The organism is Micromonospora sp. AKA38, assembly GCF_027925725.1.
Taxonomy (GTDB): Bacteria; Actinomycetota; Actinomycetes; order Mycobacteriales; family Micromonosporaceae; genus Micromonospora.
The window spans coordinates 568,062-588,693 of sequence record NZ_BNEI01000004.1 but is presented as its reverse complement, the minus strand read 5'-3'; the positions used below and the strand labels follow the sequence as shown (position 1 = coordinate 588,693).

The 20,632-nt window shown below is 73.8% G+C and carries 14 protein-coding genes and 1 pseudogene; 6 read left to right on the top strand and 9 right to left on the bottom strand.

From position 1 onward, the window contains the following. From TPA0908_RS17640 to TPA0908_RS17630, 3 genes are all read left to right on the top strand, one after another. Positions 1-3,026, top strand: a 3,026-nt coding sequence (locus tag TPA0908_RS17640) for a hypothetical protein (RefSeq protein WP_281939315.1), incomplete at its 5' end; no start/stop codon positions are given. A 100-nt stretch (positions 3,027-3,126) separates the two neighbouring features. Further along, the gene (locus tag TPA0908_RS17635; RefSeq protein ID WP_281939313.1) at positions 3,127-5,079 is read left to right on the top strand and encodes a sensor histidine kinase; all 1,953 of its coding nucleotides are present in this window, start codon (positions 3,127-3,129) and stop codon (positions 5,077-5,079) included. Further along, entirely contained in the window at positions 5,076-5,759 is a 684-nt protein-coding gene (locus TPA0908_RS17630; protein ID WP_281939311.1) for a response regulator, read from the top strand. Before TPA0908_RS17635 ends, TPA0908_RS17630 begins: the two co-directional genes overlap by 4 nt. 49 nt (positions 5,760-5,808) lie before the next feature. Here the strand turns inward: TPA0908_RS17630 and TPA0908_RS17625 are convergent, their stop codons facing one another. Together TPA0908_RS17625 and mtnA are read right to left on the bottom strand one after the other, a co-directional pair. Further along, complete coding sequence (locus tag TPA0908_RS17625; protein WP_281939310.1) at positions 5,809-7,767, bottom strand: bifunctional aldolase/short-chain dehydrogenase; 1,959 nt, start codon at positions 7,765-7,767, stop codon at positions 5,809-5,811. Between the two features lie 28 nt (positions 7,768-7,795). Further along, positions 7,796-8,806, bottom strand: coding sequence for an S-methyl-5-thioribose-1-phosphate isomerase (gene mtnA, locus TPA0908_RS17620; RefSeq protein ID WP_281939308.1), 1,011 nt, complete (start codon positions 8,804-8,806; stop codon positions 7,796-7,798). Positions 8,807-9,367: 561 nt separating this feature from the next. Between mtnA and TPA0908_RS17615 the strand changes: the two genes are divergently transcribed. After that, entirely contained in the window at positions 9,368-12,292 is a 2,925-nt protein-coding gene (locus TPA0908_RS17615; RefSeq protein WP_281939306.1) for a helix-turn-helix transcriptional regulator, read from the top strand. Here TPA0908_RS17615 and TPA0908_RS17610 read toward each other — a convergent pair. The 4 genes from TPA0908_RS17610 to TPA0908_RS17595 form a co-directional block, all read right to left on the bottom strand. After that, positions 12,279-12,953 (bottom strand): flavin reductase family protein, encoded by a 675-nt coding sequence (locus tag TPA0908_RS17610; RefSeq protein WP_281939303.1) that lies wholly within the window; start codon positions 12,951-12,953, stop codon positions 12,279-12,281. The two genes, TPA0908_RS17615 and TPA0908_RS17610, sit on opposite strands and share 14 nt — an antisense overlap. Beyond that, entirely contained in the window at positions 12,950-15,070 is a 2,121-nt protein-coding gene (locus tag TPA0908_RS17605) for a tetratricopeptide repeat protein (RefSeq protein ID WP_281939301.1), read from the bottom strand. The genes TPA0908_RS17610 and TPA0908_RS17605 overlap by 4 nt, the downstream gene beginning before the upstream one ends. A 73-nt stretch (positions 15,071-15,143) precedes the next feature. Next, positions 15,144-16,334, bottom strand: coding sequence for a hypothetical protein (locus TPA0908_RS17600; protein ID WP_281939299.1), 1,191 nt, complete (start codon positions 16,332-16,334; stop codon positions 15,144-15,146). Between the two features lie 70 nt (positions 16,335-16,404). Continuing rightward, entirely contained in the window at positions 16,405-16,572 is a 168-nt protein-coding gene (locus TPA0908_RS17595; RefSeq protein ID WP_281939298.1) for a hypothetical protein, read from the bottom strand. A gap of 93 nt (positions 16,573-16,665) precedes the next feature. Here TPA0908_RS17595 and TPA0908_RS17590 point away from each other — a divergent pair, with 93 nt between their 5' ends. Both TPA0908_RS17590 and TPA0908_RS17585 read left to right on the top strand, forming a co-directional pair. Then, the gene (locus TPA0908_RS17590; protein ID WP_281939297.1) at positions 16,666-17,265 is read left to right on the top strand and encodes a flavoprotein; all 600 of its coding nucleotides are present in this window, start codon (positions 16,666-16,668) and stop codon (positions 17,263-17,265) included. Positions 17,266-17,307: 42 nt separating this feature from the next. After that, a pseudogene (locus TPA0908_RS17585) lies at positions 17,308-17,397 on the top strand (undecaprenyl diphosphate synthase family protein); the annotation flags it as partial. Positions 17,398-17,447: 50 nt separating this feature from the next. On the opposite strand, the gene TPA0908_RS17580 reads toward TPA0908_RS17585, so the two are convergent. The 3 genes from TPA0908_RS17580 to TPA0908_RS17570 all read right to left on the bottom strand — a co-directional run bounded on the left by TPA0908_RS17580 (position 17,448) and on the right by TPA0908_RS17570 (position 20,592). Beyond that, positions 17,448-18,680 (bottom strand): glycoside hydrolase family protein, encoded by a 1,233-nt coding sequence (locus tag TPA0908_RS17580; protein WP_281939296.1) that lies wholly within the window; start codon positions 18,678-18,680, stop codon positions 17,448-17,450. Positions 18,681-18,838: 158 nt separating this feature from the next. Beyond that, entirely contained in the window at positions 18,839-19,441 is a 603-nt protein-coding gene (locus TPA0908_RS17575) for a response regulator transcription factor (protein WP_281939294.1), read from the bottom strand. Beyond that, on the bottom strand, positions 19,438-20,592 hold the full coding sequence (locus tag TPA0908_RS17570) for a sensor histidine kinase (RefSeq protein ID WP_281939293.1): 1,155 nt from the start codon (positions 20,590-20,592) through the stop codon (positions 19,438-19,440). Before TPA0908_RS17570 ends, TPA0908_RS17575 begins: the two co-directional genes overlap by 4 nt. Between the last annotated feature and the right edge of the window lie 40 nt (positions 20,593-20,632).

The window sequence follows — 20,632 nt, the reverse complement described above, 5'->3', positions numbered from 1 at the left end:
TCCAGGCGGCGAAGTTCCACGACGGCGTGTTCGCCGCCTACCTGCGAGCGCACAACGGCGGCGTCGCGGGCCTGAAGAACCTGGTGCTCACCGCCGAACTGCTGGACTGGCGGGAGCGCAACCCCGGCTCGTCCCGCGACGACGTGGTGCGGCACCTGGTCGCCACGCGGCAGGCGGTCAACGCGGCGGGCATCTCCGACACCACCGCCCGCACCACGTACGCCACCATGATCAAGGTGATCGACGCGCTGTCCGGCATCCCCGGGGTCAGCATCGGCGCGCCGATGGTCAAGGGGCTGCTGGACGCCACCGTCGGCGGCACGATCACCGCCTCGGCCGAGGTCGAGGACGCGGTGACCAGCGCCTACCAGAACTACCGGTGGATGGACGCGCTCTACGCGCAGCAGGAACGCGCGTGGGGCCAGCTCACCCGGGCGGCGGCCCAGGACGCGGACCTCGCGGCGGCCTGGGACGGGGAGATCGGCGCGCAGCTCAACGTGCGCGCCACCGCGACCACCGAGCAACTGCTCGCCGACCCGCTGCTCGCCTCCTTCGTCAACACCGAGGCGATCCTGGAGCACCTGGGCAACGAGCAGGCCTACCTGGCGGCGCTGCGCGCGCAGCTCAGCGGGGCGCTGGACCAGGTCGCCGCGCAGAACTCGCAGATCATCGACAAGCTGGCCGCCGCGGACCTGAAGTATCCGGTCGGTCCCGGCCCGAAGCCGACGCCGCAGGACTACACGGCCGCGCTGGCCGAGGCCGCCAACCGGCAGGTGGCGATCGACGCCGCCGACTCCGCGGTGACGATCCTGGCCACACTCGCCGGGTTCGCCGACGCGAAGGCCGGCAAGGACGTGCTGGCGATCGGCAAGGCCGCGGTCGGCATCGCCACCGCCATCAACAAGTACCTGCCGACGGTGGCCGGGCTCAGCCTCAGCGACGCCATCGGGTCGCTGAGCACGGTGGTGCTCACGGGCAACGTGCTGGGCGCGGTGATGACGCTACTGCCGATCTTCATGGGTTCCGGCCCGAGCGAGCACGAGCTGGTGATGCAGGAGATCGGCAAGCTGCGCGAGCAGGTCGGCGAGCTGCGTGCCGAGATGCACGAACGGTTCGACCGGGTGGAGGCGATGCTCTCGGCGATCTACGACGACGTCATGTCGGTCCTGCTGAAGATGCGCGACGACATCGGCGTAGTGATGCGCGACATCGAGGCGATCAAGCACCAGATCTACGGCCTGGAGACCAAGGTCGACCAGCTCAGCCTCTCGATGCAGGAGGCGCTGAAGAAGAACGCGCTCGCCGACGCCGAGTACGTCATCAACACCTTCGTCGGATACAAGGCGCGCACGGGACGTACCCTCTCGGTGGCCCAGTACGACGAGACGGAGGGCAAGCTGTTCACCGCCGCCACCTCCACGGCCGCGGGCGCGCCCTTCGTCCTCACGCCGGCCGAGTGGTCGCAGTCCACGATCGAGCCGGTGAAGGTGCTCGACGAGAAGACCCCCTACGGGGCCATCGACTACCTGTCCTACCTGGCCCGGAGGTGGGATCCGGGGTATCCGGCCACGGTGAAGACGCCGCACGCCGGGGCTTGGACGATGTCGACCCGGCCGTTCACCGCGCTGGCGTTGGAGAACCCGACGCTGGCCGGCGACATGATCGGCGACGACTCCTTCGCCGCCCGGATCGGCCGCTCCGGCCAGCAGATCCTGGACGCCAGCAGCCGGTTCAGCCGGCCCACCGCGGACGGGCACCGCAACGCGTTGTTCACCGGCCTGGTGGAGAACTACAAGAGCGCGGTCAACGCCCAGTCCGCCGAGCTGCGCAAGCTGCGCGACGAGGCCACCGGCGGCGGCTACAACCCGTGGTACGGCCCGGACCAGGCGCCCCCGACGCGGCTGACCAACACCCGCTCGTACTGGGCCGCCGACAAGGAGCACAACTACAACGCGGACGCCAAGATGTCGAGCTGCGACCCGGCGCATCCGCTGCCTCGGGTGCGCATCCCGGCCAACGTGAACCTCGGCGACCTGCCGAACGCGTTCCAGCTGCTCAGCCACGGCACGAACAGGCAGTTCGAGCCGCACTTCCAGATCTGTTACGACGCGGAGCTCGTCAACCACACGACCACCACCGGGCCGCGCGCCGAGATCACCAAGGCCGACCTCCAGTTGACCGTGCACGCGCAGATGAGCGTCAACCAGGGCGGCTTCTGGATGGACGTGCGGACCTGGCGCAACACCAAGAGCGCCGGCATCGTCTGCTCGTGGAGCACCCGGGACAACCCGCCCACCGGCTACTGCTACGACGAGGTCTACTACATGACCTACAACGACGAATCGGTGCACCTGCCGGCGTTCGAGACGGGTGCGCGCTCGGCCGACAACCCGGAGCGGCTGACCATCGCCCGTACGCTGGGCGACCGGATGTTGTGGGGCAAGCAGAAGCGCTACTACCAGTTGGTCAACCAGAGGTTCGGCGACCCGACCTCGGAGCTCCGCAAGGCCGGCAACAAGGTCACCGAGGCGTTCCGGCTGCTTCAGGCGTACACCAAGCTCGGCTTCCCGGTGGCGTTGGACTCCGACGCCTCGCTCAGCGGCTATCTGCTCGGCGGGAACCTGCTGCCGAGCGGCTACCGCCACCCGGGCGCGCCGGTCGGGCGGGAACTGCCGGACACGCACATCGGTCGGGCGTACGAGATCGCCGAGGCCGACTACGCGCCCTGTACCCAGCCGATGCCGGGTGACCCGTGCCCGGAGTCGATCTCCGAGATCGACCCCCGGGTCGGGCAGGCGCCCATCTTCAACACGGCGTGCTCGGGCGCGGACAGCCCGAACTCGCCCAACGAATATCTGGGCAACTGCATCCACGCGGTCGCCATCGAACGGGCGGGTGAGCTGGCGGCGGTCTACGAGACGTACTCGCAGCGTCTCGCCGCGAACGTCTACCGGGAGCGGTTGCCCGACGTCGCCACCGTGGTCGACCAGCTGAAGGTCAGCGGCAAGGCCGTCGCGCAGAGCTGACCCCCGGACGACGGGCCGGTCGCCACGACCGGCCCGTCGTCCGGCTCACGCCGTTTCGGTGGTCCCGCCGACGGCACCGGACTGACACAGTGGACCCGACATGTCGAACGCACCCGGGACGCGGCGGTGGGCCGCGTGGACCGTCCTCGCCCTCACCGCCCTGCTCAGCCTCGGCGCGGTCGCCGCCTGGTCCGTGGCGACTCCCCCGTTCACCGCCACCGGGCTCTACTCCCTCGTCGACCTGCTCGACGGCCTCGTCTACGGGGCGGTGGCCTGGTTGATCCTCAGCCGGCAGCGCACCGGCAGCCGGCTGCCCGGTGTGATCGCCTGCGCGGCGGCGCTGGGCAGCGCGCTGTCCGCGTGCGTCGCCCAGTGGCAGCTCGCCGTCGGCGGACCACCGCTGCTGGCCGTCCTGCACCACGTGGCCTGGGTGCCCGGCCTCTACGCACTCGTCGTGGTCATGCCCTGGTTGCTGCCTGACCGGCCACTCGGCCGCCTCGACCGACTCGCCGCCGCCACCGGTCTCGGCTACGTGGCGTTGACGACGGCCGTGCTCGCCACCGCGCCACCGCCGCTGGGGGCGCTCCCGCTACCGCCCGAGCTGCGCGAGGTTCGGGCCGCGCTGCTGCGCCCGCTGGCGCCGGTCCTGTCGTGGGCGCTTGTCGGTCTCGGCCTGCTGGCCTGCGCCGGGTTGGCGTGGCGGTGGCGGCGGGGTCCCGCACCGCAGCGCCACGGCCTCGGCTGGGCGACCGCCGGCAGCGCGCTGCTCACCCTCAGCTTCGCCGCCTCCCTCCTGCCACCCGTTGTCCCGTCGACCGTGCCCGCGCTGCTGATGCTCGCCTCGCAGGCGTTCTTTCCCGCCGCGGTGGCGGTGGTGGTGCTACGCCAGCAGTTGTGGGGGCTGCGGGTGGCCGTGCGCCGCACCCTGGTCTGGTATCTGATGACCGCCGTGGTGATCGCCGGCTACTGTGCCGCGGTGGCCGTGCTCGACCGGTTGCTGCCGCGTGCGCTGCCGCTGCCGCAGCTCGTCGTGACCGCCGCGCTCGCGGCGGCCTTCCAGCCGATCCGCCAGGCGGTGCAACGACGGGTCGACCGGCTCGTGCACGGCGAGGCGCCCGAACCGCTGCTACAGCGGGTGGTGCACAGCGTCGGCAGCACCACCGACATCGGCGCGACGATCGCCGCCGCACTGCGGCTGGCCGAGGTACGCATCACCGAGCACGGCCCACCACCCCCACCCCACGACCACGGCCCTCCGGTCGCCGTGCCGCTGACCAGCGGCGACCGACTGGTCGGCTACCTGCACGCCTGGCCCCGGCCCGGCGAGCTGCTCGACGGCCGGACCCGTGAGTCGCTCGCCGTCCTCGCGCCGGTGGTCGCCGCCGTGGTGGACCTCGCCGGCACCAACCGGGACCTGGCCCGGTCGCGGCAACGGCTGGCGGAGGTACGCGACGAGGAACGCCGCTCCCTGCGCCGGGACCTGCACGACGGCCTCGGCCCGGCGCTGAGCGGCATCGGGTTGGGGCTGGCCGCCACCCGCAACCTGCTGCGCCGCGACCCGGACCGGGCGGAGGACCTGCTGGACCGGTTGACCGACGAGCTGACCGCACGCGCGGCGGAGGTCCGGGAACTGGCACACGGTCTGCTGCCCCCGGTGCTCGCCGACGGCGGCCTGGGCCCCGCCCTGGACCTGCTCCGTGACCAGTACGCGCGGGCCGGTCTCCACGTCGTGGTGCACGGACCGGCCGCCCTGGACCCGCTGCCGGAGCTGATCGCCACCGCCGCCTACGGCGTCACCGCCGAAGCGATCCGTAACGTACAGCGGCACGCCGGCGTGGACCGGTGCACCGTTTCGCTGGACCGGCTGCCCGACCTGTTACGCGTCACCGTCACCGACGACGGTCGGGGCGTGCCGGCCGGGCCCACCAACCACGGGGTCGGCCTGCATGCCATGCGGGAGCGGGCACAGGCGGTGGGTGCGACCCTGACCGTGGGACCGGCCGGGGCCCGCGGCACCACCGTCTGCCTGACGATCCCCCTGGAGCGGCCGTGAGCGACAACCCGATCCGCGTCGTCGTGGTGGATGACCACCCGGTCTTCCGACTCGGCATGAGCGCGTTGCTCGACACTCTGGTCGGCATCGAGTGCGTCGGGGAGGCCGCCGACGCCGCCGACGCTCGCACCCTCGTCGCCCGGGTACGCCCCGACGTGGTGCTGATGGACCTGCACCTCGGCCAGGGCTCCGGGATCGAGGCGACCCGCCTGCTGCGCCGTGACCACCCGGCGGTCCGGGTCCTGGTGGTGAGCATGCTCAACGACGACGCCTCGCTGGTCGCCGCGCTGCGCGCCGGAGCGCGCGGCTACGTGCTGAAGGGCGCGTCGGCCGCCGACGTGGAGCGCGGCATCCGGGGCGTGGCGGGCGGCGACCTGGTCCTCGGCGGGCCGCTCGCCGACCGGGCGGGCGTGCTGCTCGGCGTCCGTGCCGACGCCCCGTTCCCGCAGCTCACCGACCGGGAACGCGAGATCCTGGTGCTGCTCGCCCGGGGCCTGGCGAACCCGATGATCGCGCACCGGCTCGGGCTGAGCGCCAAGACCGTGCGGAACAACGTCTCGGCGATCCTGGTCAAGCTGCACCTGGGCAGCCGGGCCGAGGCCATCGCCCTGGCCCGTGACCACGGGCTGGGCGCGCCCGGCCCCGCGGAGGCGCCGCCGGTCGAGGGCCGGCGCGCGTGACCCCCCGGCACACCGTCCCTCGGCGGACGGCCTCCTGACGGTCGGTCCGTCAGATCACCCGCTCGTTCCCGCCGTCCACGCTGATCTGCGCCCCGGTGGTGGCCGCGAACGGCTCCCCGCAGAGGGTGGCGGCCAGCTCCCCCACCCGGGCGCTGGTGATCTCGGCGCCGAGCAGGTTCCGTCGCTTGTACTCCGCCACGGTCAGCCCGTAGTGCCGGGCCCGGGCGTCGAGCACCTCCGGGCTCCACAGCCCGGTGTCGAAGACCGCGTCGGGGTGCAACACGTTCACCCGGATGCCGTCGCCCGCCCATTCCAGCGCCGCCACCCGCGCCACCTGTGTCACCGCCGCCTTCGAGGCGGAGTAGGCGACCGCGCCGGGGCCGGGGGCGAGGGCGTTGCGGGAGGCGATCACCACCACCCGGCCGCCCCGGGGCGCGAGCGCGAGCAGCGGGTGGGCCCGGCCGAACAGGTGGGCCACGGACTCCGCGTTGACCGACATGGTGCGCTGCCATCCGGCCGGGTCCAGGTCGGCGATCGCCCGGCTCGGCGGGAAGATCCCGGCCGCCGCGACGACGATGTCCACCCCGCCGAAGCGGTCGACGGCGGTGTCCAGGGCGGCGTCCACGGCCGCGGCGTCGGTGACGTCGACGGTCAGGCCGAGGCGGGCCGGCCCGTCGGACGCGCCGACCGACGGGTCCCGGTCCAGGCCCACCACGCAGGCCCCGCGCGCCAGCAGCGCCTCGGCGCAGGCCCGGCCGATGCCGGAGGCCGCGCCGGTCACCACCGCCACCTCGCCGGCGAACTCCGGCGTCGGTCCGCCCCGCCGCAGCTTCGCCTGCTCCAGCTCCCAGTACTCCACGTCGAAGATGTCCTCCGCCGGCAGCGCCCGGTAGCCGCTGACCGCCTCGGCTGCCTCGATCACGTCGACCGTGTGCCGGTAGATGTCCCGGGCCATCAGCGTCTCGGCCGCCGACCGGCCGGTGGTGAGCATCCCCAGCTCCGGGTCGAGGATCACCCGTGGCGCCGGGTCGAGCATGGTCAGCGTGGTGCGGGCTCGGGAGCGGTGCTGCTCGACGTACCGGCGGTAGGCGTCGGCGTAGCCGGCCGGGTCGGTGCCGACCAGCGGGATCCGTTTGGTGCGCAGCACGTGGTCCGGGGTGACCGGGCCCCGGGTGGCGACCGCCGCCAGGTCGGGTCGGTCCAGGAAGGCCCGCACGGCCGGGTCCTCGTGGCGGCTGAGCAGCATCGGGGCGTCCGCCGTGGCGGAGACGTCCCGGCGCAGCCGGGCCAGCCGGACCCGGTCCACCGGCGGGAGCGGGGCCGGCGCGACCGGGGGTCGGGGCAGCCCGACCCGCTCCTCCGCCCGGCTGATCAGGTCGATGTGCCGGCGGTACGCCTCCTCGGCGTCCGCGCCGAAGGTGAAGAGCCCGTGGTGGAGCAGCACCATGCCGACCGTCCCGGCGTGCGCGTGGGCCGGGTAGAGGTCCGCGCACCGCCGGGCCAGGTCGAACCCCGGCATCACGTACGGCACCACGACGACGCTGTCGCCGTAGAGTTCCTCGACCAGCCGCGCGCCGTCCGGCTGGTTGGTGAGGGCGAGCAGCGCGTCGGCGTGGCTGTGCAGCACGACCGGGTGCGGCAGCAGCGCGTGCAGCAGCGTCTCCACGCTCGGGTCCGGCGCCCGCGCGTCGAGCCGGGCACAGCGCAACTCGTTCATCATGTCGCTGTCGCCGAGGCGCTCCAGCCGCAGCAGCGCCCGCAGCCGCTCCAGCCGCAGCGCGGTGAACCCGGACGAGTCCATCGTCGCCAGGTCGGAGCCGCTGCCCTTGACGTGCAGCACCGCCACCGGCTCCCCGGTGAGGTCGGTGACCGTCGTCTTGACCGAGGTGTTCCCCCCGCCGTGCAGCACCAGGCCGGTGTCGGACCCGAGCAGCCGGGACGCGTACACGAGTCGCGCGATCGGGGCGGAGCCGTCCGGGGCGTCGGCGGCGGACCAGCGGTTACGCATCGGGGTGTGCACTCCTCGGGTCGGTGGGTCAGCTCCGGCCGATGGGGTCGTCGGGGCGACCGCCGGCGGCCGGCAGGATGATCCGACGCTCGGTGACGATGGCGGTGACCAGGTCCGCCGGGGTCACGTCGAAGGCGTAGTTGAGCGTGCCGGTGCCCTTCGGGGCCAGCGCCACCGCCCCCAGGGCGGTGATCTCCTCGGGGTCGCGGACCTCGATGTGCACGTCCCGGCCGGACGGCGTGGCGAGGTCCACGGTGGACTCCGGGGCGGCGACCACCATCGGCACCCCGGCCCGGGCCGCCGCCAGCGCCAGCGGGTACGTGCCCACCTTGTTGATCACGTCGCCGTTGGCGGTGATCCGGTCCGCGCCCACCACCACCGCGTCGACCCGGCCCTGGGCGAGCACCGACGCGGCGGCCGAGTCCACCACCAGGGTGTGCGCCGCGCCCATCTGGGCCAGCTCCCACACGGTCAGCCGGGCGCCCTGGAGCAGCGGGCGGGTCTCCGAGGCGTACACGTGGGTGAGCGCGCCGTGCTCCTGGAGGGACCGGACGACCCCGAGGGCGGTGCCCCACTCGACGGTGGCCAGCGCGCCGGCGTTGCAGTGCGTCTGCACGGCCACCTGCGGTCCGACGGTGTCGACCAGCCAGCGGGCGCCGCGTTCGCTGAGTTCCCGGCAGCAGCGGACGTCCTCGGCCAGCACGGTCAGGGCCTCGGCGAGGGCCGCCTCGGCGCCCTCGGCGTCGAGGCGGGCGCGGACCCGGTCGACGCCCCAGGCGAGGTTGACCGCGGTGGGGCGGGCGGCGCGGAGCGCGTCGACGGCCTGGCGCAGCTCGGTCGGGTCCGGGTGTCGGCGGGCGGCGAGCGCCACGCCGAGCGCTCCGGCGACGCCGATCGCGGGCGCGCCCCGGATCGCCAGGGACCGGATCGCGGCGATCAGGTCCTCGACGGTGTCGATCTCCAGGAACTCGACCTCGTGCGGCAGCCGGGTCTGGTCGATCGCGACGATCCGGTCGTCCCGCCAGTCGATGGTCCGCATCCGTACCCCTCACCGCCCGGGTTGCCGATCATACGTCGAACACAGCAGGAGAGTTCCCCACGAATCGAGAGCTGTCAACAGCTCGTGCCGGACCCCGCACGCAGCGATGTTCCCACCGGCCGGCGACCGCGACCTCCCCCGGCGCCCCGGCGGGGGCACCCCGGTCGGACAGCTTTGCGGAAATGGTTCCCGCCCCGGCGAATCGCTCTGTTCGCCGCCATACAGCGACACTCCTTTCAAAAGCACCGGCACAGACCATTCATCGCGCAATCCGCTTTGTTCGACGACCCGCCGTCGCGCCACGACAGCACATCGGCGAAAACCGCCAAAGTGGATCATAAGCGGGAAATTGCGTAACCCAGCGCACTTCAGTGAACACGCCCGGTGCATCAAACGGAAGATCCAAAGGAAAATACAAGACTGTAAATTCGTTGCGATCCTTCTTAAGCTGACCGTTCCCGGAACCGCCGGTCCCGATTCCTACGACCCCGGTCGGATATGCGTCACGACGCTTCGAGGCTGACCAGGCGTTCCGTTCTTGTTCCGAGACAGGGAGGTGCCATGCTCAGCGGGAGTAATTGTTCACTGCCCGCCCTGGTCGCCCGCGACCACCAGCGGGACCTGCTGCACGCGGCGGTGGACCGGGCCCGGCAGGGGCACGGCGGCTGCGTCTTCCTGGTCGGCGAGGACGGCACGGGCAAGACCCGGCTGGTCCTGGAGGCCGCCCGTCGGGCCTGGCAGTCCGGCATGTCGGTGCTGCCGGGGCGGGCGGGCAGCACGGGACCCGTCGTGCCGCTGCGCCCCCTCACCGAGGCCCTGGCGCACCTGTCCCGCAGCGAACCCATCCTGGAGCATCCCCGCCTGCGCCCCTACCGGTCCGCCCTGGGCGGGCTGCTCCCCGAGTACCGCTCCCCCGACGCCGCTCCGGCGCCGACCTCGCCGGTGCTCCTCGGCGAGGCGGTGCTGCGGCTGCTGTCGGTCGCGGGCGCCGAGCGCGGCTGCCTGTTGGCGCTCGAGGACCTGCACGACAGCGACCGCAGGACGCTGACGGTGGTGGAGTACCTGGCCGACAACCTCGTCCACCAGGGCACCCTGTTGCTCGCGACCGTGCGGCAGGGCCCGGGGCCGGCATGGGACCTGACCCAGTCGCTCGGCCGGCGGTGCCGCGGCGCGGTCCTGCCGCTGGACCCGCTGGACCCACCGGCGGTCCGCCTGCTCGCGGCGTCCCGGCTGCGGCTGCTCCCCCACCAGGTGCCGGAGACGGTCGTGACCCGGCTCTGCCGCGACAGCGCCGGCAACCCGTTCCTCGCCACCGAACTGCTACAGGCCATGGTGGACAGCGGCGCCCTCGTCGTGCACCCGGGCGGGTGCCGGCTGGTCGACGAGGTCCCCACCGCCGTGCCGTCGAGCGTCCGGCACACCGTCGCCGGCCAGGCGACCCGGCTCGGGCCCGCCGGCCGCCGCCTGCTCACCGCCGCGGCCGTGATCGGCGAACGGTTCCCCATCTCGGTGCTCGGGCAGGCCCTGCGGCTGGACCAGGACGACCTGCTCCGGCACGTACGCGCGGCGGTCGCCGCCGGGCTGGTCGTGCCCGGCCCCGACGACCACGACTGGTACGCCTTCCGCAACCCGACCACCGCCCTGGCGCTGCTCGACCTGCTCACCCCGGCCGATCGGGCCGTCCTGGCGCAGCGGGCGACCGAGGCGGTGCACGAGCTGCACCCGGAGCTGACGGGGGGATGGTGCGCGTTCGCCGCCCGCCTGGCCGGCCGGGGCGGCGACCCGGCGCGGGCGGCCCGGCTGCTGACCCTCGCCGGCCGCCGGGCGCTCGCCACGGGCCGGCTGCACGCGGCCGTCGAGACCCTGGAACAGGCATGGCGACTCGCCGAGACCGCCCCGGACGCCCCGCTGCGCGCCGAGGTGCTGCACGAGCTGCTCTGCGCGCTGGTGGAGACGGGCGACGCCGAACGCGGGCTGCGGCTCCTCGACAGCCTCGACGACCTCTGCCACCCGGGCGTCCCGCCCGAACGGCTGGCCGGCGTGCACGTGCAGCTCGCCCGGCTGGCCGGCCTTGCCGGGCGGTGGGCTGACGCGGTCGTCCAACTGGAGACGGCCCGGGCGGTGCTCGGCCCGGACGCCCCCGGGCCGCAGACCGCGTACCTCGACGCGGTCGCGGCCCACCTCGCGGTCGGCGCGCCCGAGCAGGCGGTCCGGCTCGCCGAGCGGGCGGTGGACGAGGCCGAGCACGCCGGGCTGCCGGCGGCGGCCTGTCTCGGCTGGCAGGTCCGTGGCCTGCTGGCCCGCCGGTGGGAGACCGACGAGGCGCAGACGTGCTTCTTCCGGATCCGGCAGCTGGCCGACCGCCACCACCTGCCGCTGTGGCGGGCCCGGGCCACCCTCCTGCTCGCCGAGCACCAGTGGTTGCTCACCGGTGACGCCGACGCCCTGCGCCACAGCGCGGAACGGAACGGACGGCTCGGCTCCCCGGCGCTGCGCCACACCGGGCACGCCCTGCTCGCCTGGCACCACGCCCTGCGGGGCCGGTACGACGAGGCGGAGCGCCTGGTCGCCGTGAGCGTGGCGGAGGCGGGGCGGCTGGGATTGCGCGAGGTGCTGGTCCGGTTCTCGCTGGTCCGCGCGATCTGCGCCGGGCACCGGGGCCGGCGGCCGGAGCTGGACGAGGCGCTTGTCGACCTGCGGCGCCACGGGGACACCGGCTCGCCGTACCTGGCGCTGGCGCACGGGATGGCGTACGCGGTCTGCGCGCTGCTGGAGGAGGACCCGGACCGGGCGCGCGACGAGCTGGCCCGCGCGGCCCGGTACGACGCGGACCGGCCGGCGCCCTATCCGCTGGCCGGCGAGCACGGGCTGGGGTTGCTGCTGGACGTGTTGGGCGGTGCGGCGAGTTGGTGTCGCGGGCGCGCGACGAGCGGCAGCGACGCGGGTCGCCTGCACTGGAACCGGCAGTTCGGGTCGCTCGCCGAGGCCGTCCTGCTGGGCCGGCAGGGCCGGCGCGAGGAGGCCGCGGCGGCGGTGGCGGCGGTGCGCCGGGACGCGCACGCGCACCCGATCGCCGTCCACCTCGGCCTGCGCCTCGTCGCCGGGGCGGCCCGGACGGACCGCTGGGGAGACCCGGTCACCTGGCTGCGCCAGGCCGAGGAGCACTTCCGCCAGGCCGGGCTCGGGGCGCCCGCTCGGGCCTGCCGGGCCGAGCTGCGCCGGTGCGGCGTGGTGGTGCCGCACCGCCGCGACACCAGCCGGGTGCCACCGCCGCTGCGGCTCAAGGGGGTGACCGAGCGGGAGTACGAAGTCCTCGAACTGATGGCGGACTGGTCCGACAACCGCAGCATCGCCAACGAGCTCTTCATCTCCCCGCGCACCGTGGAGAAGCACGTGGCGAGCCTGATCGCCAAGACCGAGCAGACGAACCGGGCGGCGCTCAACCGGTACGCCGCCCGGTTCCGCGAGCGGGTCAATCCGGACTGACCGCCCGGTACCCTCCGGCGAAGAAGACGGCCGGCTCCACGCCCGCGCGGCTCTCGCACCAGTACGGCGCCCCCAGCACCAGCGCGTGGTCGGCGACCCCGATCACCTGGCTCACGGTGCAGACCGCGACCGCGAGCGCGCCGTCGAGCAGCGGCAACCCGTCCCGGTCGCGGTACGGCACCCCGGCGAACCGGTCCGGCGCGCGGCCGGCGAACTGGTCGGCCAGGTGGCACTGCCGCCGGCTCAGCAGGTTCACCGCGAACCCGCCCTCGGCGGTGAGCGCGGCCAGCGTGCGGCTGGCCCGCCCGAGCGAGACGAGCAGCAGGGGCGGGCTCAGCGACACGGAGGTGAACGCGTTGACCGTGCAGCCGACCGGCCGCCCGTCCGCGTGACTGGTGACCACGGCGACACCGGTGGCCCAGTTGCGCATGAACTCGCGCAGCAGCGGGCCGCTGACCCCGCTGGGCCGGGCCGGGTCGCCGGCCCGGTTGCCGGCGGGCGCGGGCGGGTCGGCGGCCGGGCCACCGGCGGGCACGGGCGGGGCCGCGTCGCCCACCGGGGAGCGGTCGGCGGCCCCGACGGTCGGGTGGGACGCGTCGGGCTGCGCCCCGGCGCGCGGCCCGACCGCTGTCGAGTCCCTGATCGAGGCCGTGGTGGTCATCGCGCGCCGGCCAGGTCCAGCCGCTCGGCCGCGCCGGCCGTCTCGTCGGCCCGGGCGGCCTCGGTGTCCCCGAGCTCCGTGTGACACCGGGCCCGCTGGCTCAGCAGCTCGCCCCGGTCGGCCCCGGGCAGGTCCAACGCGCGGCTGTAGTCGGCCACCGCGTCGGCCCAGCGGCCCGACGCCTGGTGGACGAAGCCCCGGTTGTACCACAGGTCCGGGTTGTCGGGCTCGACCGCCAGCGCCGCGGTCAGGTCCGCGACCGCGGTGGCGTGGTCCCCGCCGTCGAAGGCGAGGGCGGCCCGGCTGGCCAGCGCGGCAACCAGTTCCGGGTCGGCCCGCAGCGCCGCGTCGAAGTGCCGCCGCGCCTGCGCCCGGTCGCCGTCGGCCAGCGCGAGCACACCGCGCAACTGCCGCAGACGGGGCTCGTCGGGGTGCCGCAGCAGTCCTTCGTCCAGGTGTGGGCGGGCGTCGTCGAGCAGCCCGTCGTCGAGCAGCAGGCTGACGAGGTTCACCCGGGCGTCCACCTGGTCCGGCTCCAGCTCGACGACGTAACCGAAGTCGGCCACCGCGCCGGCCAGGTCGCCCAGCTCGGTCCGGATGTCCGCCCGGTTGTAGTACAGCTCGTAGAACGGCGGCGACAGGCTGATCGCGGTGTCGCAGTCGGCGACGGCGCCTGCCAGGTCGCCCAGCCGCCGCCGCACGTCGGCCCGGTCGAAGTAGTAGTCGGCGTAGTTCGGATCCAGCTCGATCACCTTCGTCAGGTCGGCCAGCGCCTCGTCCAGCCGGCCGAGCGCGAGGTACGCCTTGCCCCGGTTGTGCACCAGCACCGACCGGTGCAGCCGGTGCTTGTCGCCGGGCAGCTCCTGGTCGAGCCGGCGCAGCCCCTCGTCGACCAGCCGCAGCGCCGCCGGCAGCCGGCCCAACCGCATCTCGATCAGCGCCAGACCGTTGTTCTGGAACACCGAGTGGAAGGCCCGCTTCTCCAGGTCGGGCAGGAGCGAGGCGATCGCGATGGAGTTGTTGATGTAGCCCCGGGCCAGATGGTGGTCCCGCAGCTCGTCGGGGTGGAACCGGGTGTAGAGCATCGCCAGCGCGTACCCGGTGGACATCTGCAGCTCCGGGTCGGCGTACCGGCTGCGCAGGTCCAGGTAGGTCGGTTCCGCCTCCACGGTGCGCCCGAGCACCACCATCGCCGAGCTGGCCCGGGTGCTCAGCAGCCAGAACCGTTGCATCTGGGTCTCCGGGTCCACGATCGCCCGGCCGCGGGTCCCGTAGTCGATCACCGCGTGGTAGTAGCCCATCGCGCCGCAGTGCCGGGCCGCCTCGTAGAGCGCGTCCGCGCCGGCGCCGGCCGGATCACTGCCGCGCTCCAGGTGCCACGGGATCGCGCCCAGCTCCAGGCTCCACTCGCCGCGCTCGCGCAGCCGCGCCGCGCGCGCGTCGTGCAGCCGTACCCGGCGGTCCGCGTCCGTCTGCTCGTACGCGGCCAGCTCCGCCGGGTCGGTGGAGGTGCCGTCCGCGTCGACGTACGCCTGCGCCAACTCCTCCCGGTCGCGGCCGGCGGCGGCGCCCGGCCGGGGCAGGTCCGGCCGCCGGGTCGCGTACCGCTCGAGCGCGGCGGACAGCTCGGGCTCCAGGGGGCCGCCGTCGGTGCCGATGGTCACCCGCACCCGGTCCGGCCGGACCCGACGCAGGAAGATGGCGAGGAACTCCTGGTCGGTCGGGTCCGCCTGGTCCACCCGGTCGAACGCCACCCGCAGCGGCAACCGGCCGGTGGCGGCGGCGTGGCCGGCGACGAACTCGGTCGCCCCGTGCGCCAGCCGCCGGGTCCGGTTGGCCGGGTAGATCCGGGTCCGCTCCTCGGGTACGGCGAGGGAGGTGAGGGTCTCGGGCGCGGCGTCGATCGCGCCCCGCAACTCCGGCGCGGCGGAGAGGATCTCGGTCAGGTGCCGGCGGACCAGGTCGGGCCGGCGCTCGTAGGTCTCCGGCACGATCAGCCGCAGCAGGCTGCCCAGCCCGGTGTACGGACCACGCAGGCCCCGGTGCGCGTCGACCGCGAGATCGGCCCGCTCGCCGTCGGCCGGCGACGGCCCAACCCGCCATTGGTGTGCAGTCATGCCTTGCTCCTCGGTTGGGATGGGTCCGGCGGCTCGGTGGCCGTCGTGGACGGTCGTGGTGGGCGGGCGGCGGTCAGCCGGCCGGAGCGGGGCTCGGACTCTTCGCCCGCCGGCGCTGGACCCGCCCGGCCAGCAGCGGCAGCAGCACCAGCTCGAACGCGACCAACAGGAGGGAGGCGACCGAGTCCCAGAAGCCGGGCCCGGCGGGCGAGCCGTTGACGAGGGCGCTGACCACCCGGGTGCCGAACTCCCAGATCAGCGGCGCGGTCCAGAGCGCGACGGTGACCAGCAGCACCCCGACGCCGGCGCAGGTGACCAGCGCGAACCAGGGGGCGAGCCGCCGGTCCCGCGGCGACCAGTCGCCGTCGGTCCAGTCGGCGCGGCGTACCCAGGGCAACCAGCCGAACCGGTCGCGCAGGTACGCCCGACTCACCTCGTCCAGGTTGGTGCAGCCCAGGGCCGTGGTGGCGACGTAGTACATGTCGGTGCGCAGGAAGACGTAGAACTGCCAGGACATCCGCAGCAACACGGTGTACGCCACCGCGAGCGCGAGTCGTCCCGGCCAGGACAGACCGTCGGACAGGTCGGCCGCGGCGGCGAGCACGAGCGCGCCGAAGAGCACCGCGTCGGCCAGCAGGCCGGCCGTCATCGGCAGGTAACGCCGCCGCGCCGGCACGGTGAGCAGCGCGTCCAGCTCGGTCTCGACCACCACGTAGTAGAGCCGGCGGCCGATCTGCATCCGGGTGGGCAGGCCGAGCCGGCGGGCCGCGAGCAGGTGGTAGAACTCGTGCCAGAGGATGGCCGGCGACTGGCAGAGGGCCAGGCCCAACTGCACGCCGAGCAGGGAGGGCACGAAGAACACGTGGTCGGCCTGGGGGCGCAGCTCCGGTCGGTTCACCATGGCGACGACGGCGGCGCCCATCACCAGCAGGTAGACGACCCAGGCCAGCGGGGAGAAGGCGAGCCGGCCGAGCCGGTGGAAACGCACCTTCGGCGGCGTGGCAAGCGGTTCCCCCTCGGCCCGGACGAACCTCAGCTCGCGCATCGCGTCCACGAAGTCGGCCATGTCGACGGTCTCGCCGTAGGTGCGCCGGTACCACTGCTCGGCCTCGTCGACCGGCATGCCCCCGGCCAGTCGGCGCAGCAGCGCGACGCCGTCCTCGGGCAGCATGGCGAAGGAGGCGGCGTCGACGCGGCCGACCGTGATGCCGTCCCGCTCCGGCACGTACGTGAGCGGGTGGAACTCCAAGCGGGTGGGTGACATCGGCCCTCCATCGCGGTGACGGCCGGCGACGGCCGCCCCGGCGCCACAGGCGTCGGGGCGGCCGGACCGGTCAGCAGCAGTCCGTGCAGTACAGCGGCGCAGACGTGGTGAGCTTGATGGAACCGGTCTTGCGGATCGTGATCTTCTTCATGACGTTCACCTCCTCGGACGGGCGTCGGGGTGGCTGGCCGGCCGGGGCCTGGGGAAGAACCTGCCAGCCGGCCGGTCCGGACGGCATGGGGAACGGCCCCCAAACTCCCGGCGGGCGGGGGCGCGAAGACGGGGCCGCTCCCCCATGTCCGGGACCGGGTCGTCACGCCACGCTGTCGCCATGCGAGATGACGCACTGTCGGTGATCGTCAGCGGCTCGAGCGCCGCGATGGCGACCTCGGGGTACCTGTCCTGGCTCCGCCAGGAGATCGACCTGCCGCTGCGGGTGCTGCTCACGGCGAGCGCCGAACGTTTCGTGCCGCCCCAGGTGGCCGCCTGGTACGCCGACGAGGTCTGGACCAGCGCCGATCCGGCGCTGAATCCGACCGAGTTCGCGAAGCGTTCCCTCGGCCTGGTGGTGCTGCCGGCGACGGCCAACATGCTCGCCGCGACGGCCCTCGGCCTGGCCGGCACGCCGGCGCAGACCGCGCTGCTGGCCAGCGACCGCCCGTCGCTCTTCTTCCCCAGCATGAACCGCTCCATGTGGGTCAAGCGGGTCACCCAGCGACACGTCGAGGCGTTGCGCGACGAGGGGCACACGGTGGTGGAACCGCAGGATCGCGTGATCTTCGAACTGTGGCAGCGGGAGAACGCGATCGGCATCGCCATGCCGCCGCCGGACACCGTCGCCGAGCTGATCGCGAGCTGGCTGGAGACCAGCCTCGCCACCGAGGGCGAGGAAGCCACCGAGGCGGAGCAGACCGCCGACCCCGTGGCCTGAGCCGGCTGACCGGGACAGGGCAACGAGGCGCCGGCGTTGGCGTGCGCCGTGTACTGGCCCGGCTTCCGGAAGGTCGACTTTCTCCGGGCCCTTCGCTCGTACGCCGCCCGACATCGCCGCTTCGGGGCCTGAGCGCCGGCGGGAGGGCGAGGACGACGACCTCCCCCTCCCGCCGGGGCTGCTCATGACCCGCGGTACGCGTCCCCGGCCGGGGTCAGGACGCCGTCCTCGCGATACAGCCCGAGTGCCGCCGCCTCCCCCGACGCGGGCAGCGCGAACAACGCGTAGCGCTCCACGTACGGGGTCGCCTGAAGCCGGGCGGTGGCCTCGCGGACGAACGCGGTCAACTGCTCGGCGCTCGGGTAGCGAGGATGACCGGCGAAGTTGGTCAGGCTGAACTCGGTGACCCACACGGGCAGTCCGTAGCGCTCGTGCACCGCCTGCACGTAGTTCATCAGGTGTTGCGGCGCGGCGGGGCCGAAGTCCGAGCCGTACCAGTGCAGGGCGATGAAGTCCACCCGCATGCCGCGCTGACGCGCCCCGCTCAGGAAGCGGTCGAGCCATCCGCCGGGGACCTCGCCGCCGAAGGCGACGGCCGGGCTACCCAGGCGCATACCGGTCCGTTCGAGCCGCGGCCACAACGTCAGCGCCTGCTCGACGCTCATGTTCGCCTGCTGCGGCAGGTCGGGCTCGTTGAAACCGAGCAGCGTGGTGCCGGAGCGCCGCGCGCTGTCGAGTTCGCCGTCGTTGACAGCGCCGGCTCCCCAGATCATCGGTACGAACTCCGCCTGTGCCGGGACGTCGTCCGGGTTCGCGGACCAGTCGTAGTACCAGCCGGCCCCCACCGCGTGGACGCCGTCGGCGACCCGGGGGAAGGCCCACGTGCTCACGCCCTTCTTTCCCGCCGCGCCGGCCGGACGCGGTGCGCCCGGCACGCTCCACCGCTGGGTCGGGCTGCCGGTGCAGGTCCACAGCCGCAGGTGCGTGCCGTCGGCGTCGCCGGGAGCGTCGAGGCACTTGCCGGAGCCGGTGTTGACCAGTTGCCCGTCGGTGAACCGCCACTGCTGCGCGCCGGTGCCGTTGCAGTCGAACAACTGGATGCGCGTGCCGTCCGCCCCGACGCCGCCCGCCACGTCGAGGCACTTCCCCAGCGCCCGCACCGGCCCCGAACCGTCGTGGAACCAGTCCTGGGCGACCGTGCCGTTGCAGTCCGCGAGCTGGATCGGCGTGCCGTTGGCGGTCTGCGTCCACGCCACGTCGACGCATCTGCCGCCGACGCCGACGATGGTCGTGTGGGCACTGGCCCGCGCGGTGGGCACCACGGCCAGACCCGCGCCGAGCACGGCCCCGACCGCACCGAGGACCACCACGGCGCGCACCGCCCGGTGCGCGCCGCCCCGCTGCCACATCTGCATTCGACCCCTCCACCACTCGCCGGACCCGCCCCACGACAGGCGGGACTGCGCCTACGACGGTCGGGGACGACCTTCGGTTCACCGATCACGCGATCCGATCGGACCGCGACGCCGACAGGTGACCGCGCCGAGCACCCCGAGCAGTAGCCGGACGGCCGCTACAGCCAGTCGTGTTCGCGGGCGTACCGGGCCGCGTCGTGGCGGGTCCGGGTCTGGGTCTTGCGCATGGCGTTGGAGAGGTAGTTGCGCACGGTGCCCGGGGCGAGGTGCAGCCGGACGGCGATGTCGGCGACCGAGTAGCCCTCCCCGGTGACCCGCAGCACGTCGATCTCGCGGTCGGTCAGCGGGCAGTCCTCGGTGACGGCGAGCGCGGACACGTCCGGGTCGATCCAGCGTTTGCCCGCGTGCAGGGTGGCGATGACCGAGGTGATGTGGGCCGGCTCGGCGGACTTGCTGACGAAGCCCTGCACGCCGAGCCGCAACGCCTTGCGCAGCACGCCCGGCCGGGCGTGCCGGGTCAGCATGAGGATCACCTGCTCGGGCCGCACGCGGCGGATCTCCGCGACCGCGTCCAGGCCGTCCACGCCCGGCATCTCCAGGTCGATGACCAGCACGTCGGGCCGGTGTCGCAGGGTCGCGGCGATCGCCGTCCCGCCGTCGGTGGCCTCGGCGAGCACGGTGATGTCGCCCTCCATCGGCAGCAGCGCGGCCAGGGCCGTCCGCAGCAACACCTCGTCGTCGGCGAGCACGATGCTCGTCATCGGCCGTCCTCCCTCGCCACCGTGGGGGCCGCGTCGGCGCGGGCGGGCGCGAAGACCGCAGCCGTACGGAACCGCCCGTCGCGTTGTTCCACGGAGAACTCGCCACCGTCGTCCACGACCCGTTGCCGCAACGCCGCCAGGCCCCGCAGCTCGGGAAGCCCGGTGGCGGTCACGCCGTCGTTGACGATCGTGATGCCGGTCCCGGCGAGCGTGATCTGCACCTGGGCGGCCTGCGCGTGGCGCAGGATGTTGGTGGTGGTCTCCCGCAGCACCTGGCCGAGCAGTTCGCTGACGCGGGTGTCGACCTCGGCCTCCCGGGTCACCCGGACCCGGATGCCGGCGGCCTCGAACAGGTTCTTCGCGTTCTCGATCTCCGCGGTGAGGTTGAGCCGCCGCTGGGCGTACGCGAGTTCCTTGGTCTGCGCGATGGTGTCGCTGACCAGCGCGTACGTCTCCCGCAGCTCCTTGGCCACCCGTACGGTGTCGCGGTCCAGCAGCCGCTGCGCCAGGGCGATCTTGAGCTTGACCACGTGCAGGGTGTGGCCCTGGATGTCGTGCAGGTCGCTGGCGAACCGGACCCGCTCCCGGACCACGGCCAGCTCCGCCTCGCGCTCCCGGGTCTGTTCGAGCTCCCGGATGAGGTCGTAGAACCGCTCCCCCACCACGGTCAGGACCGTCACGACGACGGTGAGGACGGTCGGCACGAGGACGTAGCGCCCCACGACGTCGCCCGGGTCGTCCCGCTGCACCAGCAGCCGCATCGCGCCGACCACGGCGACGAAGGAGAACAGCCCGGCCATCACCAGGGCACGGCGCCGCCGCACCTGGCGCAACGCGAGCGAACCCACGGCGCAGATCCCCCAGTACGCGTTGGGACTGCCGGTCACCAGCACTCCCAGTGGCCACACCGCTGCCGCGACGACCGCGCAGGGCAGCGCGAACCGGCCGAGGTCGCCCGCCGTCCACCGCTCGAAGGCCACCAGGGCCGCCATCGCCCCGGGCGCCAGGACGGCGACGTGCCACCAGGCACGCGCGTCGGTGTAGACCAGCACCACGGCGGCGAGCACCACCGGCGGCAGTGAGGCGGCGAGGTTGAGCCGGCGCAGCCTCTTCTGCGTCGACGCGGTGAAGCGCGGCGATGGTGCGGTCACCACCCCAGTATCCGACGATCACCGGCGACCACCAGTGACA